Source organism: Nocardia sp. NPDC047654 (assembly GCF_043205035.1).
In the GTDB taxonomy this organism is placed as follows: Bacteria; Actinomycetota; Actinomycetes; order Mycobacteriales; family Mycobacteriaceae; genus Nocardia.
On sequence record NZ_JBIDDF010000001.1, the window covers coordinates 1,009,671 to 1,024,394 of the forward strand.

The window sequence follows — 14,724 nt, forward strand, 5'->3', positions numbered from 1 at the left end:
CGCCCTATTCCGGCGGGCATGTCGATCCTCGTCAGCCGTCAGCCGTCAGCCGTCAGCCGTCAGCCGTCAGCCGTCAGCCGTCAGCCGACCGGGCGGTGCTGGGCCTCTCCCCAGCGAGCCCGGGACCGGGTCGATTCAGTGGGTGTCGCCGAGGACCGCGCCTTCGCGGCGCGGGTCCGCACCGCCGATCCAGCCGTCCGCGCTGTTGCGTTTGAGGGCGCTCAGGCCGCTGGACTGCGGTGCGACCGAGACCTGATGGCCCAGCTCCCGCAGCCGCACCACGAGCGGGTCGTGGTCGCCGTTGTCGGTGGCGTTGATCGCCGGATGCTCACCGCCGACACCGGTGGACGGGCCGTTCCCGGCGCCGAACGCGACCGCGGAGACCGCCTGCTGCGGATCCAAACCCCAGTCGAACATGTTGACCAGCGTCTTCACCACGAATTGGATGATCACCGAGCCGCCTGGCGAGCCCGCGACATGGGTCAGCTCACCGCGCGAGCCGTCGGGGGCCTTGCCGAAGACCAGCGTCGGGCTCATCGAGCTGCGCGGGCGCTTGCCCGGCTGCACCCGGTTGGCCATCGGCACGCCGTCGGCGCCCAGCGGATCGGCGTTGAAGTCGGTGAGCTGATTGTTCAGCACGAAGCCGTCGACCAGATGGAACGAACCGAACGCCGACTCCACGGTGGTGGTCATCGCCGCGGCGTTGCCGTACTTGTCGACCACCGAGATGTGGCTGGTGCCGTGCTCGGGCGGTTGCGGACCCACACCGAGCGGCACGGGGCCGAAGTCACCCGGCTGCGCGGTGCCCATGCTGCGGTTCGGGTCGATGAGCCCGGCGCGCTGCCGCAGATAGTCGCGATTCAGCAGGGTTTGCGCCGAATTGCCGGGCAGCGGCACGAAATCCGTGTCGGCCACGTACTTGTTGCGATCGGCGTAGGCGAGGCGTTCGGCCTCGGAGATGAGGTGCACGGCCTGCGGGCTCGGCTTGCCGCCGTTGCGGTCGATGTTGTCCGGCCGCATGGTGGCCAGGTCGAAGTTCTCCAGGATGCCCAGGGTCGCGGCGACGGCGATGCCGCCCGACGAGGGGCTGGGCATGCCGCAGATCTCGTGTTCGCGATAGCCCGTGCACAGCGCGGTGCGCTTCTTCGCCTGGTAACCGGCCAAGTCCTCGGTCGTGATCAGGCCGGGGGTGCGCCCGCCGGAGGATCGGCCCGCGGCCGCGGCGATGTCCCGGGCGATGGCGCCCGTATAGAAGGCCTGCGCGCCCTCGGTGGCGACTGCGCCGAGCGTCTTCGCCATGGCGGGGTTGGTGAGGACGGTGCCCGCGGTCTTCGGACTGCCGCCCTGCTCGAGGAAATACGCCTTGGCGTCCTCGTCCGCGGCGAGGTCCTTGGCCGATTCCGCGATCTGCCCCGCGAGGCGGGGACTGATCGGGAAACCCTGATCGGCCAGTCCGATGGCCGGGTCGAACAGCTCGCGCCACGCGGTCTTGCCGTGGTCGCGGTGCGCCAGCTCGAGCATCCGCAGCACACCGGGGACGCCGATGGATCGGCCACTGGCCCGCGCGTTCGGTTTGGGCTCGGTGCGGTCGGTGTCGCTGATCCAGCGCAGATAGTTCTCGGTGGCCGCCGCGGGGGCCACCTCGCGCCCGTCGTAGGCGTCCACGGTCTTGGTGTTCGCGTCGTAGTAGAGCAGGAACGCGCCGCCGCCGATACCGGAGGCCTGCGGTTCGACCAAACCGAGCACCGTCTGTGCCGCGATCAGCGCGTCCGCCGCGGTGCCGCCGTCGCGGAGGACTTCGCAGGCGGCCTTGGTCGACACCGGATTCGCCGTCGACACCGCGAAGGTATGCGTGCGCACCGGCGTCATGTTCGTGCGATAGCCGCTCGCTATTTCTGGGTTGGTGCTGAGATCCTTGGTGCCACCGCCCGCCGGTCCCGCCGCGGTGGCCGTCACCGGCGTGCCGTTCGGAACCGTCTCGCACACCCCGCCCGCCTGGCTTTCGCCGGACGAACACGCGGTGGCCATTCCGACGGTGAGTGCGAACGCCGCCGCGGCGGCGACCCGACTTCCTCGCTTGTGCCCCATGCCCGGACTCTAACCCCAGGCACCGGCAGCCGCGCCGGTTTCCTTCCCACGGACGAAATCGCCGTGGCCGCAGCGTGTGTCGAGGTCGGGCCGGCGCGACCGTCCCGCGCGAACCGGCGGCGCGATGCGAGCGGTCGGTAGGCTGGCCCAGTGGCGATCGAGGCGGTGCTGTTCGACTTCTCCGGGACCTTGTTCCGCCTGGAGGCCGACGAATCCTGGTACGCGGATCTGACCCGGCCGGATGGACGAGCGTTCGACGTGGACGAGAAGGCCGAGATCATGCGGCGGATGACGGCGCCGGTCGACCACATCGCGGAATTCGACGAAGAGACGCAATACGCGTGGGACCACCGTGACCTGGACCCGGCACTGCATCGCAAGGTGATGATGAAGGTGCTGCGCACGTCGGGTGTGCCCACCGACGAGGACGCCGAACGGCTGTACGCCCGGTTGCTCGACCCGTTGGAGTGGACGCCGTACCCGGACAGCGAGGCCGTCCTCGATCTGTTGGCCGCACAAGGCGTTCCGGTCGCGGTGGTGAGCAACATCCCGTTCGACATCCGTCCGTCGTTCGCCGCGCGCGGCTGGGATCGGCTGGTCGCCGCGTTCACCCTCTCCTTCGAGGTCGGCGCCATGAAGCCCGACCCGGAGATCTTCCATGTCGCGCTGCGCGATCTGGGCGTGCCCGCCGAGGCGGCGCTGATGATCGGTGACAGCGCCGAGGCCGACGGCGGCGCCGAGGCGGTGGGCAGCCGATTCGCTCTGGTGGAGGCCCTGCCCACCGGGGAGCGCCCGGACGCGCTGCTGGCCGCGCTGCGGCGGCACGGTCTCGTGGACTGACCCTCGCGGTCGGTCCGCGCCGTCACCGTCTGGTTCATTTGCCGAACTCCGAGTTGCGCGGGATGTCACCGTGTTACGGTGCGATTCCGGCGTATTCGCAGGATGTGCCGGAAGGTTCGGTACCAACGGAGGTACGGCTGTGAGCTTGGCGTTCTCCGGTGAGGAGCCGTCCGTCGGCGTGGAAACCGCCATGCCGGAGGCGGTTCGGGATGTGCGGGAAGCCGTCGCCGGGATGGCGGGATTCGGACTCGCTTATCCCGTCCTGATGAATCTGACGCGCGGTGGCGAGGCGGCCGCCACGGCGTCCACCCAGTTCTGCGTGGCGTGGGCACTGGGTCTGCTCGTGCTCGGCTTCGCGGAGGGCGCGCCCGCCGTGCGCAAGCTGACGATCGGGCTGGCACTCCTGCAGGCGGTCGTCGGATGCTGGGCGATCAGGGACTCGGCGACCGTCCCGCCCGTCGTCGCCATCGTCGCGGCGGCGTATTCGCTCGCTACCTCGGCTGCCGTCGTGTACCTGCTGTGCCGCCCGGAAGCCAAGGCGTGGTTCGGGGTCCCGGGGTCCGGATAGTCACGCGCGGCCGCCGTCGGCCGGGCTGTCGGTCGCGGTCGATACGCTGGATGGGTGGCAGATCCAGCGACGTACCGGCCCGCGCCGGGCACGATTCCCGTCGAACCAGGTGTCTACAAATTCCGGGACGCCCATCGGCAGGTCATCTACGTCGGCAAGGCAAAGAGCCTGCGCAGCAGACTGAACTCGTATTTCGCCGACGTCGCCGGCCTGCATCCGCGCACCAGGCAGATGGTCACCACGGCCGCGAGCGTCGAATGGACGGTCGTCTCCACCGAGGTGGAGGCGCTGCAGCTGGAATACAACTGGATCAAGGAATTCGATCCCCGCTTCAACGTCCGCTACCGCGACGACAAGTCCTACCCGGTGCTCGCGGTCACCTTGAACGAGGACTACCCGCGGCTGTTCGTCTATCGCGGCGCGCGCCGCAAAGGGGTGCGTTACTTCGGCCCGTTCGCGCACGCCTGGGCCATCCGCGAGACGCTCGATCTGCTGCTGCGGGTGTTTCCCGCGCGCACCTGCTCCAACGGGGTCTTCCGGCGGCACCACCAGATCGGGCGTCCCTGCCTGCTCGGCTATATCGACAAGTGCTCGGCGCCGTGCGTCGGGCGGGTGAGTGCCGAGGAGCACCGCGCCATCGTCGAGGACTTCTGCGACTTCCTCGCAGGCCGCACCGATCGGTTGGTCCGCGAACTGGAGCGCCGCATGCACGACGCCGCGGAAGACCTGGATTTCGAGGCCGCCGCCCGGCTGCGCGACGACGTGCAAGCGCTGCGCCGCGCGCTGGAGAAGCAGGCGGTGGTGCTCGGCACGGGCACCGACGCCGACGTCATCGCCTTCGCCGCCGACGAACTGGAGGTGGCGGTGCAGGTCTTCCATGTGCGGGACGGCCGGGTGCGCGGCCAGCGCGGGTGGGTGGTCGACAAGTCGGGTGACGCGGTCGACGTCCCGGAGGCGGGCGGTGAGCTCGCCGCGCTGGTCGAGCAGTTCCTCACCCAGTTCTACGGCGAGCAGGTCACGGTGGCCGAGCAGTCCGCCGACGAGTTGCTCGCCACCGTGGTGCCCCGCGAAGTGCTCGTGCCCGAGCTGCCCGCCGATATCGAGCAGGTCCAGCAGTGGCTGTCCGGCCTGCGCGGCTCGGCGGTGAAGGTGCGGGTGCCCCAGCGCGGGGACAAGAAGGCGCTCGCCGAGACCGTGCAGCGCAACGCGATGGAGGCGCTGGCCCAGCACAAGCTCAAGCGGGCGGGCGATCTGACCTCGAGATCGCAAGCGCTGCAAGAGATCCAGGACGCCTTGGAACTCGACACCGCGCCGCTGCGTATCGAGTGCGTCGACGTCAGTCACGTGCAGGGGACCGACGTGGTCGCCTCGCTGGTGGTCTTCGAGGACGGTCTGGCCCGCAAGTCCGATTACCGCCACTACACGATCCGGGAAGCGGCGGGCGACGGCCGTTCCGATGACGTCGGCAGCATCGCCGAGGTGACCCGCCGCCGGTTCCTCAAGCTGCGCCGTGAGCGCGACATGATGGAGCAGGACGATCTCGCCGCGACCGGAAGCGACGACGACGCGCTCGACCTCACCTCCCGTCCGGGTATCGATCCCCGCACGGGGCGCCCGCGCAAGTTCTCCTATCCTCCCAACCTGTTCGTCGTCGACGGCGGCGCGCCCCAGGTCGCCGCGGCCGCCGAGGTGCTCGACGAGCTGGGCATCACCGATGTCGCGGTGATCGGCCTGGCCAAACGGCTCGAGGAGGTGTGGGTGCCCGGCGAGAGCGACCCGGTGATCCTGCCGCGCAACAGCGAGGCGCTCTACCTGCTGCAACGGGTGCGCGACGAGGCGCACCGCTTCGCCATCACCTTCCATCGCAGCAAGCGCTCACGCCGGATGACCGCCTCGGCCCTGGACTCGGTGCCGGGGCTCGGCACGGCGCGCCGGACCGCGCTGGTCACCCATTTCGGATCGGTCGCCAAGCTGAAGCAGGCCACGGTCGAGGAGATCACCGAGGTGCCCGGAATCGGGATGGCGACCGCGAAAGCGGTCCTTGCGGCGCTCGAGTCCGAATAGACAGTCGACAGTGCACCGGAAATTTCGGTATCGCGTACGTTGTGTGTCTGCGGCCGATACCGAAACCGGTGCGCGATGATCGGAAGGCACCCCAGACACGGATCCGGTAGGACATGACACGCGTCGAATCGAACAGCAGTGCGGGCAGTCCGGCGACGAGTGCGGGACGAGTGGCTTCGTCCGGCACCGTCGGCGGAGCGAATCCGCAGGTCGAGGTCGTGATCGTGACCGGGCTCTCGGGCGCGGGCCGCGGCACGGCCGCCCGCGTACTCGAGGACCTCGGCTGGTACGTGACCGACAACCTGCCGCCCGAGCTGTTCGGGCGGATGGTGGAGCTCGGTGCGTCCGCGAAGCCGCCGATCCGCCGTCTCGCGCTGGTCATGGACGTGCGCAGCCGGTTCTTCACCGGCGATCTCTCGGTGGTCACCGAGCAGCTGCGGATCCTCGGCGTGCGCACCAGGGTCCTGTTCCTCGAGGCCTCCGACGACGTGTTGATCCGCCGCTTCGGCTTCGCCCGGCGCAGGCATCCGCTACAGAGCGAGAGCAAGGACGGCACGTTGTCGGCGGGGATCGCCGCCGAGCGGGTGCGGCTGTCCGCCGTGAAGGCCGCCGCCGACCTGGTGATCGACACCACCGAGCTGTCCATCCATCAGTTGCACCGCAAGATGGAGGAGGCCTACGGCGGCGGCGCGCCCAGCGCGTTGCAACTCACCGTGCAGTCGTTCGGCTTCAAGTACGGGGTTCCGCTGGACGCCGACATGGTGTTGGATGTGCGTTTTCTACCCAATCCGCATTGGATACCGGAGTTGCGGGAACACACCGGTCAGGAGACGGTGGTCAGCGAGTACGTGTTGTCGCGTCCCGGAGCGGACGATTATCTGCGTACCTGCCACCACCTGGTCGAGCTGACCACGAACGGTTACCGCCAAGAGGGGAAGCGATACATGACGGTCGCAGTGGGCTGCACCGGAGGCAAGCACCGGAGCGTCGCGATTGCCGAGGCACTGGGCGAGTTGATGAGTGAGGTCACCGGTGGGCCGGAGGAGTCCGCCGACGTGGTCCGGGTCGTCCATCGAGACCTGGGGCGCGAATGACCGGTTGGGAATCCAATCCCAGCATCGTCGCGCTGGGTGGTGGACATGGGCTGTACGCGACACTGACCGCGGTGCGGCGGCTGACCAGGAAGATCTGCGCGGTGGTCACCGTCGCCGACGACGGCGGCTCCTCGGGCCGGCTACGCGCCGAGCTGGGGGTGCTGCCGCCGGGGGATCTCCGGATGGCGCTTGCGGCCCTGGCCGCGGACGCCGACGGCGTCTGGACGCAGACCGTCCAGCATCGTTTCGGCGGCACCGGCGCGCTGGCCGGGCACTCGGTGGGCAATCTGATCCTTGCCGGGCTCACCGAGGTGCTCGGTGATCCGGTCGCCGCGCTCGACGAAGTCGCCCGCATGTTGCGCATCACCGGACGAGTGCTCCCCATGTCGCCGATCGCGCTGGACATCGAGGCGGATGTGTCTGGGCTGGAGGCGGATCCACGGGTGAGCCGTTGCATTCGCGGCCAAGTTGCCATCGCGACCACGCCGGGTAAGGTGCGGCGGGTGCGGCTGATTCCGTCCGACCCACCGGCCAGTCCGGAGGCGACCTCGGCGATCGAACACGCGGATGTCGTGGTGCTCGGGCCGGGATCGTGGTTCACCAGCGTGATTCCGCACGTCCTCGTCCCGGAGCTACGGGAAGCCCTGGTGTACACCAGGGCCCGGAAAGTCCTCGTGCTCAATCTCGCCGCGGAGCCGGGGGAGACCGCCGGGTTCTCCGCGGAGCGGCATTTGCATGTATTGTCCCAGCACGCACCGGAATTCGTCGTCGATGAGGTGCTGGTCGACTCCGGCTCGGTGCCGGAGGGTCGTGAGCGGGAACATGTGGCCAGGGCTGCCGAACAGTTGCGGGCACGAGTAACGTTCTCCGATGTCGCCGAAGCGGGAACGGACCGGCATCACCCCGGAAAGCTTGCCGCCGCACTGGATCAACTGATCCGGCAACCTCGGCCGCAAATGGCAGGGCTTCGAGTCGAGGGACGGCACATGGGCCAGGATGTGCGTTCCGGGTTGGGTGGAAAGGAGCGCGTCCCGTGGCGATGACAGCCGATGTGAAAGACGAGCTGAGCAGGCTCACGGTGTCGCAGGTGAGTTCCCGCAAGGCGGAACTGTCCGCTCTGCTGCGTTTCGCGGGCGGCCTGCACATCGTCGGCGGCCGGGTGATCGTCGAGGCCGAGGTGGACATGGGGTCCATCGCGCGCAGGCTGCGCCGGGAGATCTTCGAGCTCTACGGTTACGGCTCCGACGTGCACGTGCTCGGCGCGGGCGGACTGCGCAAAACCTCCCGGTACGTGGTGCGCGTCTCCAAGGAGGGGGAGGCCCTGGCTCGGCAGACCGGTTTGCTCGACGTGCGGGGCCGTCCGGTGCGCGGCCTGCCCGCGCAGGTGGTCGGCGGCAGCATCGCCGATGCCGAAGCCGCATGGCGCGGCGCGTTTCTCGCGCACGGCTCGCTCACCGAACCCGGACGCTCCTCGGCGCTCGAGGTCAGCTGCCCCGGACCCGAGGCGGCGCTGGCGCTGGTCGGCGCGGCCCGGCGGCTGGGCATCACGGCCAAGGCCCGCGAGGTGCGCGGCACCGACCGAGTGGTGGTGCGCGACGGTGAGGCGATCGGCGCGCTGCTGACCAGGATGGGCGCGCACGGCACCCGGATGGTCTGGGAGGAACGCAGGCTGCGCCGCGAAGTGCGCGCGACCGCGAATCGCCTGGCCAATTTCGACGACGCCAATCTGCGCCGCTCGGCGCGCGCCGCGGTCGCCGCGGCGGCGCGGGTGGAACGCGCGCTGGAGATCCTCAGCGACGACGTGCCCGACCATCTCGCCGCCGCGGGCCGGCTGCGCGTGCAGCACCGGCAGGCGTCACTGGAGGAACTCGGCCAGCTCGCCGACCCGCCGATGACGAAAGACGCTGTCGCGGGCCGCATCCGGCGGCTGCTGTCGATGGCCGACCGGCGCGCCAAGGAACTGGGCGTTCCGGACACCGAATCGGCCGTCACGGCAGAACTGCTCGACGAAGCCTGAGCCCGCGCTCCGGGCGTTCGCCGCGATCCCCGCGACTGGGCCGGTCGCGGGGATCGCGGCGTTTCGACTGCGGAAACCGTGTTGGTCGGGCGTCTGACCAGGCATCCCGTCCTGGCGAATGCCAGGTGCGTGTCGGCGAGGTCGCCGCAGGACGTTAGTGTGAGTGGGCATCGGAATGATCCGCTGGAAAGTTGAGGAGCGATAACGTGACTGTCCGGGTAGGCATCAACGGCTTCGGTCGTATCGGACGTAACTTCTTCCGGGCGGTGGAGGCGCAGAAGGCGCTCGGCACCACCGACATCGAGATCGTCGCGGTCAACGACCTCACCGACAACGCGACCCTCGCGACCCTGCTCAAGTACGACTCGATCCTGGGCCGTCTGCCCCAGGACGTCTCGCTCGACGGCGACGACACCATCGTGGTGGGCGACCAGCGGATCAAGGCGCTGGCGATCAAGGAAGGCCCCGCCGCGCTGCCCTGGGGCGACCTGGGTGTCGACGTGGTGGTCGAGTCCACCGGCATCTTCACCGATGCCACCAAGGCCAAGGGCCACCTCGCCGCGGGCGCCAAGAAGGTCATCATCTCCGCCCCGGCCAAGGGCGAGGACATCACCATCGTCATGGGCGTCAACGACGACAAGTACGACGGCAGCCAGAACATCATCTCCAACGCGTCCTGCACCACCAACTGCCTGGGCCCGCTGGCCAAGGTGCTCAACGACGAGTTCGGCATCGAGCACGGCCTGATGACCACCATCCATGCCTACACCCAGGACCAGAACCTGCAGGACGGCCCGCACAGCGACTTGCGTCGCGCCCGCGCCGCCGCGCTGAACATCGTGCCCACCGGCACCGGCGCCGCGAAGGCCATCGGCCTGGTGCTGCCCGAGCTGCAGGGCAAGCTGGACGGCTACGCGCTGCGCGTGCCGGTCCCGACGGGCTCGGTCACCGACCTGACCGCGACGCTGCGCAAGTCGGCCTCGGTCGAGGAGATCAACGCCGCCTACAAGGCCGCCGCGGAGGGCCCGCTGAAGGGCATCCTGAAGTACAACACCGACCCGATCGTCTCCAGCGACATCGTCACCGACCCGGCCTCGTCGATCTACGACGCGCCGCTGACCAAGGTGATCGACAACCAGGTCAAGGTCGTGTCCTGGTACGACAACGAGTGGGGCTACTCGAACCGTCTCGCCGATCTCATCGGCCTCGTCGGCAAGTCGCTCTGACGCGCATGGCTGTCAAGACACTCGCGGATCTGCTCGGCGAGGGCGTCGAGGGCCGGGGCGTGCTGGTGCGCTCCGACCTGAACGTCCCCCTCGACGACCAGGGACAGATCACCGATCCCGGTCGCATCATCGCCTCGGCGCCGACCATCAAGGCACTCGCCGAGGCAGGCGCCAAGGTCGTCGTCACCGCGCACCTCGGCCGCCCGAAGGGTGAACCGGACCCGAAGCTCTCGTTGGCGCCGGTGGCCGCCCGCCTCGCCGAGGAACTGGGCCGCAATGTCCAGCTCGCCGGTGACGTGGTGGGCCAGGACGCGCTCGCGCGGTCGGAGGGCCTCACCGACGGCGACGTGCTGCTGCTGGAGAACATCCGGTTCGACGCGCGCGAGACCAGCAAGGACGACGCCGACCGGGCCAAGCTGGCCGCGGCGCTCGTCGAGCTGGTCGGCGACGACGGTGCGTTCGTCTCCGACGGTTTCGGCGTGGTGCACCGCAAGCAGGCGTCGGTGTATGACGTCGCCGAGCTGCTGCCGCACTACGCGGGCACGCTGGTCGCGGCCGAGGTCGAGGTGCTGGCCAAGCTGACCGAGAACCCGGACCGGCCGTACGCGGTGGTGCTCGGCGGTTCCAAGGTCTCCGACAAGCTGGCGGTCATCGAGGCGCTCGCGCCGAAGGTCGACACCCTGGTGATCGGCGGCGGCATGTGCTTCACCTTCCTTGCCGCACAGGGCCTTTCGGTGGGCGACTCGCTTCTGCAGGAGGAGATGGTGGACACCTGCAAGCAGCTGCTCGAGCAGTACGCCGACGTCATCCACCTGCCTCGCGACATCGTGGTGGCCGACAAGTTCGCCGCCGACGCGGAGTCGAAGGTGGTACCCGCGCACGAGATCCCGGACGGCTGGCTGGGTCTGGACGTGGGCCCGGACTCGGTGCACCGCTTCGCGGTCCTGCTCACCGAGGCGCGGACCGTCTTCTGGAACGGGCCGATGGGCGTGTTCGAGTTCGAGAAGTTCGCCGCGGGCACCCGCGGGGTCGCCGAGGCGATCGTGACCGCCACCGGCAAGGGCGCGTTCACCGTGGTCGGCGGCGGCGATTCGGCCGCGGCCGTGCGGGCGCTCGGCCTGCCGGAGGACGGCTTCTCGCACATCTCCACCGGTGGCGGCGCGTCGCTGGAGTACCTGGAGGGCAAAGAGCTCCCCGGCATCGCGGTGTTGGAGGACTGAGGATGGCACGCAAACCGCTCATCGCGGGCAACTGGAAGATGAACCTCAATCACCTCGAGGCCATCGCCCTGGTGCAGAAGATCGCGTTCGCGCTGCCGGAGAAGTACTTCGACAAGGTGGACGTCGCGGTGATCCCGCCGTTCGTCGACCTGCGCAGCGTGCAGACGCTGGTCGAAGGCGACAAACTCCTGCTCACCTACGGCGGCCAGGACGTCTCGGTGCACGAGGCGGGCGCCTACACCGGTGAGATCAGCGCGAGCATGCTCGCCAAGCTGGGCTGCACCTTCGTCGTGGTCGGGCACTCCGAGCGGCGGCAGTACCACAACGAGGACGACGCCACCGTGCTGGCCAAGGCCAAGCAGGCGTTGAAGCACGGGATCACCCCGATCGTGTGCATCGGCGAAGGCTTGAACGTCCGCGAGGCGGGAACGCACGTCGAGTACAACCTCGAGCAACTGCGCGGATCGCTGAAAGGCCTGTCGGCGGAGGAGATCTCGAAGATCGTCATCGCCTACGAGCCGGTGTGGGCGATCGGCACCGGCAAGGTCGCCACCCCCGCCGACGCGCAAGAGGTCTGCGGCGCGATTCGCGGGGAGCTGGAGAAGCTCGCCTCGCCGGAAGTCGCGGCGCAGGTGCGCGTGCTCTACGGCGGATCGGTGAACGCCAAGAACGTCGGAGAACTGGTCGCCCAGAGCGACATCGACGGCGCATTGGTGGGCGGCGCTTCGCTCAAGGGTGACGAATTCGCCACCCTCTCCGCGATCGCCGCGGGCGGCCCCCTGCCCTGACCCGGGTCCGACGCGCGACAGCCCGGTATCGCTTCCCGCGGTACCGGGCTGTGCCGTATACGCCGAGAGCGATCACGGATGCCGCGCGAGCGGGAATCGTGCGATGATGTCGCAGCTCGATCCCACGGCACCGCAAGGATTCTCGTGACTCTTCGCAAGATGTACACCGCACTTCCGGTCGCGTTGCTCGCGCTGGCCGCTCTCGTCGGTTGTTCCGACGACTCGTCTCACGAGCACGCGGGGCACGACGCGGCATCGAGCACTGTTGCGGCGGCGGTCGACCCAGAGCGGCAGGACGCGGGGCATCGCAGACTGAATCAGCTCGTCGGGACGTGGAAGGGCGACAAATCGACCTTCGTCGCGGGTGGCACGGCGGACAACCCGGTCCGACGGGAGATCGTCTCGCACTGGGAATGGATCGCCGAGACCGGCAACAACTTCCTGCGGGAGGAAGCCGAGGACGTCCACGGCAGCAGCGCGTACTACCGGCTCGGGCTCCTCGGATTCGGACCGACCGACAACCGCTACGAATGGACGACCGTCGACAGCGTCACGCCGATGACCATGAGCTACAAGGGCGCCAAGGGGAGCGGCGGTGACCCCGACATCGTCATGGCCGGTGAATTCACCGATCCGGGCGTGCTCGGCGCGCAGTTCGCGGGCAAGACGATCCCGATGCGCACGGTGATCCGGCTGGAGTCGGCCGACCGGGTGATCATGGAGATCTACTTCACCCCGCCCGGAGCGGCGGAGTTGGTCGCCGACCGCGTCGTGCTCACCCGGCAGAAGTAGCAGGCGTCACTGCGCGTGCAGGACCAGACCCGCGCCGTTGTCGTTGCGCAGGGTCAGCGTGTCGGCGTCCACTGTGGCGGTCGCCGTGCCGTCCAGGGTTTTCAACACGGCTTGCTCGACCTCCATCACCTCCGGCGAGCACAGCATCTTCGTGGTGGCGATCCGGAAGGTGATCCGGGTGCCGGACACCTCGGCGCTACCGGTCATGCGATTGCACCCGGCGCCGCCGGAGACGCTGTCGTCCTCGGCGATCGTGAGCGTCGGCTGCGCCTCGTCGAGGGCACGCGAACGGATCTGGCTGTTGTCCGCGATGAGCGCGGTGACCAGCCAAGGCGTGCCCACGATCGGTTTGTCCGGCTGGGCGACCTTCTTGTCGATCAAACTCACCGTGCGGTCGGGGCTGTGCAGGGTGAGCCGCGAGTCGTCCAGCCGCCAGGTGGGCTGCGAGTTCAGCAGGCCGCTGAGCCACTCGTCGGCGCCGCGCCGATCGTCCTCGCAGGCCATCAGGGTGGTGGCCAGACCGGAGACGTGCAGCACCTGATCGTCCAGGGAGGCCGCGCCGGTGAACTTGTTGCATCCCGCGTCGGCCGCTACCCGGCCCTCGGTGAAGCTGATGGTCAGCGGCCCGCCGCCGGGAATCGGGGTGCCTTCGACGCCGGTGGAGAGAAATGTGCGGCCCATCGGGGTCGGCTCGTCGGCGCCGCGGTCGGGCTCACCGCTCGAACACGCCGCCACCGTGCAGAGGGCGAGCAAGACGAGCGGTCCTGATCGCGCGAAGAGTGCCGCCATGCGGCGATGTTACCGACGACCGGCCGCGCCACCGAGGTCGCGTCGGTCGTCACGGCCTGCCGGTGAACTCGCCCGCCGCCGGAATCAAGACTCATGGGATGACTCACTCGGCCCCGTATTAGTATCTGTGCCGTGCACCGGTGCTTCCCGATCACTCCGCCGCCCGCTTCCTGAGCGAGGTGTAGGGCATCCAGCGCGCCGCCGCACGGGTGGGCGCGCTCCTTTCGGCAGCACTGTGCACCTCGCTTCCGCGACCCCATCCCTCTTGTCGCAGGAGCGCGATCTCTCATGTCCTTCACTGTGTCCACTGCCGCCCGTCCCGGGCTGGTCTACCTCGCCGGCGCCGGCCTCCTGTGGGGCACCGGCGGTCTGCTCGGCACGTTGGTGCACCGGGCCACCGGCTTGTCGCCCGTCTCGGTGGCCACTTGCCGGCTCGCCGTCGGCGGGCTGCTCCTGGTGGTTCTGCTCGCGGGCACGCGGCGGCCGTGGCCGCGAGGCCCGCTGGCCTGGCGTCGGATCGGCGCGGTCGCCGTGCTCGCGGCGGCCTTCCAGGCGGCCTACTTCGGCGCGGTCGCCGCCTCCTCGGTCAGCCTCGCGACGTTGATCACGATCGGTATGTCGCCGGTGGTCGTCGCCGGGTTGGAGCATGTCACCGGACGACACGCGGTGGACCGTCGTCGCGCGGCGACGATCGGCATCGCGGTGTGCGGACTGGCCTTGCTGGTCGGTACGCCGAGCGGTGCGGGCGGTGTGCACGGGTTGCTGGTGGGCGCGGCGTTCGCGGCGGTGGCCGCCGCGGCGTTCGCGACGGTCACCGTCCTCAACGCCGTGCCGGTGCCCGGGCTCGACGCGATGACCACCACCGGCCTCGGGTTCACCGGAGGCGCGTTGCTGCTGGCGCCACTCGCGGCCACGAGCGGGCTGGCGTTCGACCCGACGCCCGGCAGCATCGTGCTGGTCCTGGTGCTGGGGCTCGCGCCCACCGCGGTCGCCTACACGTTGTACTTCCGCGGCCTCTCGGCCACCGGTCCGGGGATCGCCGCGGTACTGGCCCTGCTGGAACCGCTCACGGGAGCGGCGCTTGCGGCGGTGATCCTCGGCGAACGCCTCACCGCGGCGGGCCTGGCGGGAGCCGCGCTGCTGATCGTGGCGTTGCTGCTGGCCGCGACAGCGGCGCGTCCGGCGGTCCGGGGGCCCGACGCGGCGTCGGGGCGGGGGCACCGCCGCGACTAAGCTTC

The 14,724-nt window shown here is 69.5% G+C and carries 13 protein-coding genes; 11 read left to right on the top strand and 2 right to left on the bottom strand.

What is annotated here, in order from left to right:
• Positions 1-135: 135 nt before the first annotated feature.
• Positions 136-2,088 carry a gamma-glutamyltransferase family protein gene (locus ACGF7Y_RS04855; RefSeq protein WP_393229225.1) on the bottom strand — a complete coding sequence of 651 codons (1,953 nt, stop codon included), beginning with the start codon at positions 2,086-2,088 and terminating at the stop codon, positions 136-138.
• A 150-nt stretch (positions 2,089-2,238) separates the two neighbouring features.
• On the opposite strand from ACGF7Y_RS04855, the gene ACGF7Y_RS04860 reads away from it, so the two are divergent.
• The 10 genes from ACGF7Y_RS04860 (at position 2,239) to ACGF7Y_RS04905 (ending at position 12,697) form a co-directional block, all read left to right on the top strand.
• Entirely contained in the window at positions 2,239-2,928 is a 690-nt protein-coding gene (locus ACGF7Y_RS04860) for an HAD family hydrolase (RefSeq protein WP_393229228.1), read from the top strand.
• Positions 2,929-3,067: 139 nt separating this feature from the next.
• Positions 3,068-3,496, top strand: coding sequence for a hypothetical protein (locus ACGF7Y_RS04865; protein ID WP_393229231.1), 429 nt, complete (start codon positions 3,068-3,070; stop codon positions 3,494-3,496).
• A gap of 54 nt (positions 3,497-3,550) precedes the next feature.
• Positions 3,551-5,560, top strand: a complete 2,010-nt coding sequence (uvrC, locus tag ACGF7Y_RS04870; RefSeq protein WP_393229234.1) for an excinuclease ABC subunit UvrC — start codon at positions 3,551-3,553, stop codon at positions 5,558-5,560.
• A gap of 113 nt (positions 5,561-5,673) precedes the next feature.
• Positions 5,674-6,654, top strand: coding sequence for an RNase adapter RapZ (gene rapZ, locus ACGF7Y_RS04875; RefSeq protein WP_393229237.1), 981 nt, complete (start codon positions 5,674-5,676; stop codon positions 6,652-6,654).
• Positions 6,651-7,697, top strand: a complete 1,047-nt coding sequence (gene yvcK / locus ACGF7Y_RS04880; protein WP_043693713.1) for a uridine diphosphate-N-acetylglucosamine-binding protein YvcK — start codon at positions 6,651-6,653, stop codon at positions 7,695-7,697. The genes rapZ and yvcK overlap by 4 nt, the downstream gene beginning before the upstream one ends.
• Entirely contained in the window at positions 7,688-8,671 is a 984-nt protein-coding gene (whiA, locus tag ACGF7Y_RS04885) for a DNA-binding protein WhiA (RefSeq protein ID WP_043693711.1), read from the top strand. Before yvcK ends, whiA begins: the two co-directional genes overlap by 10 nt.
• 206 nt (positions 8,672-8,877) lie before the next feature.
• Positions 8,878-9,897 (top strand): type I glyceraldehyde-3-phosphate dehydrogenase, encoded by a 1,020-nt coding sequence (gap, locus tag ACGF7Y_RS04890; protein ID WP_393229242.1) that lies wholly within the window; start codon positions 8,878-8,880, stop codon positions 9,895-9,897.
• A 5-nt stretch (positions 9,898-9,902) separates the two neighbouring features.
• Complete coding sequence (locus tag ACGF7Y_RS04895; protein WP_357032153.1) at positions 9,903-11,117, top strand: phosphoglycerate kinase; 1,215 nt, start codon at positions 9,903-9,905, stop codon at positions 11,115-11,117.
• Positions 11,118-11,119: 2 nt separating this feature from the next.
• Positions 11,120-11,905: a triose-phosphate isomerase gene (gene tpiA / locus ACGF7Y_RS04900; protein WP_393229245.1), complete on the top strand. Its 786-nt coding sequence runs from the start codon at positions 11,120-11,122 to the stop codon at positions 11,903-11,905.
• A gap of 144 nt (positions 11,906-12,049) precedes the next feature.
• Positions 12,050-12,697, top strand: coding sequence for a DUF1579 family protein (locus ACGF7Y_RS04905; protein WP_393229248.1), 648 nt, complete (start codon positions 12,050-12,052; stop codon positions 12,695-12,697).
• Between the two features lie 6 nt (positions 12,698-12,703).
• On the opposite strand, the gene ACGF7Y_RS04910 is transcribed toward ACGF7Y_RS04905, so the two are convergent.
• Positions 12,704-13,486, bottom strand: coding sequence for an META domain-containing protein (locus ACGF7Y_RS04910; RefSeq protein WP_393229251.1), 783 nt, complete (start codon positions 13,484-13,486; stop codon positions 12,704-12,706).
• Positions 13,487-13,774: 288 nt separating this feature from the next.
• Here ACGF7Y_RS04910 and ACGF7Y_RS04915 point away from each other — a divergent pair, with 288 nt between their 5' ends.
• Positions 13,775-14,719: a DMT family transporter gene (locus ACGF7Y_RS04915; RefSeq protein ID WP_393229254.1), complete on the top strand. Its 945-nt coding sequence runs from the start codon at positions 13,775-13,777 to the stop codon at positions 14,717-14,719.
• Positions 14,720-14,724: the final 5 nt, after the last annotated feature.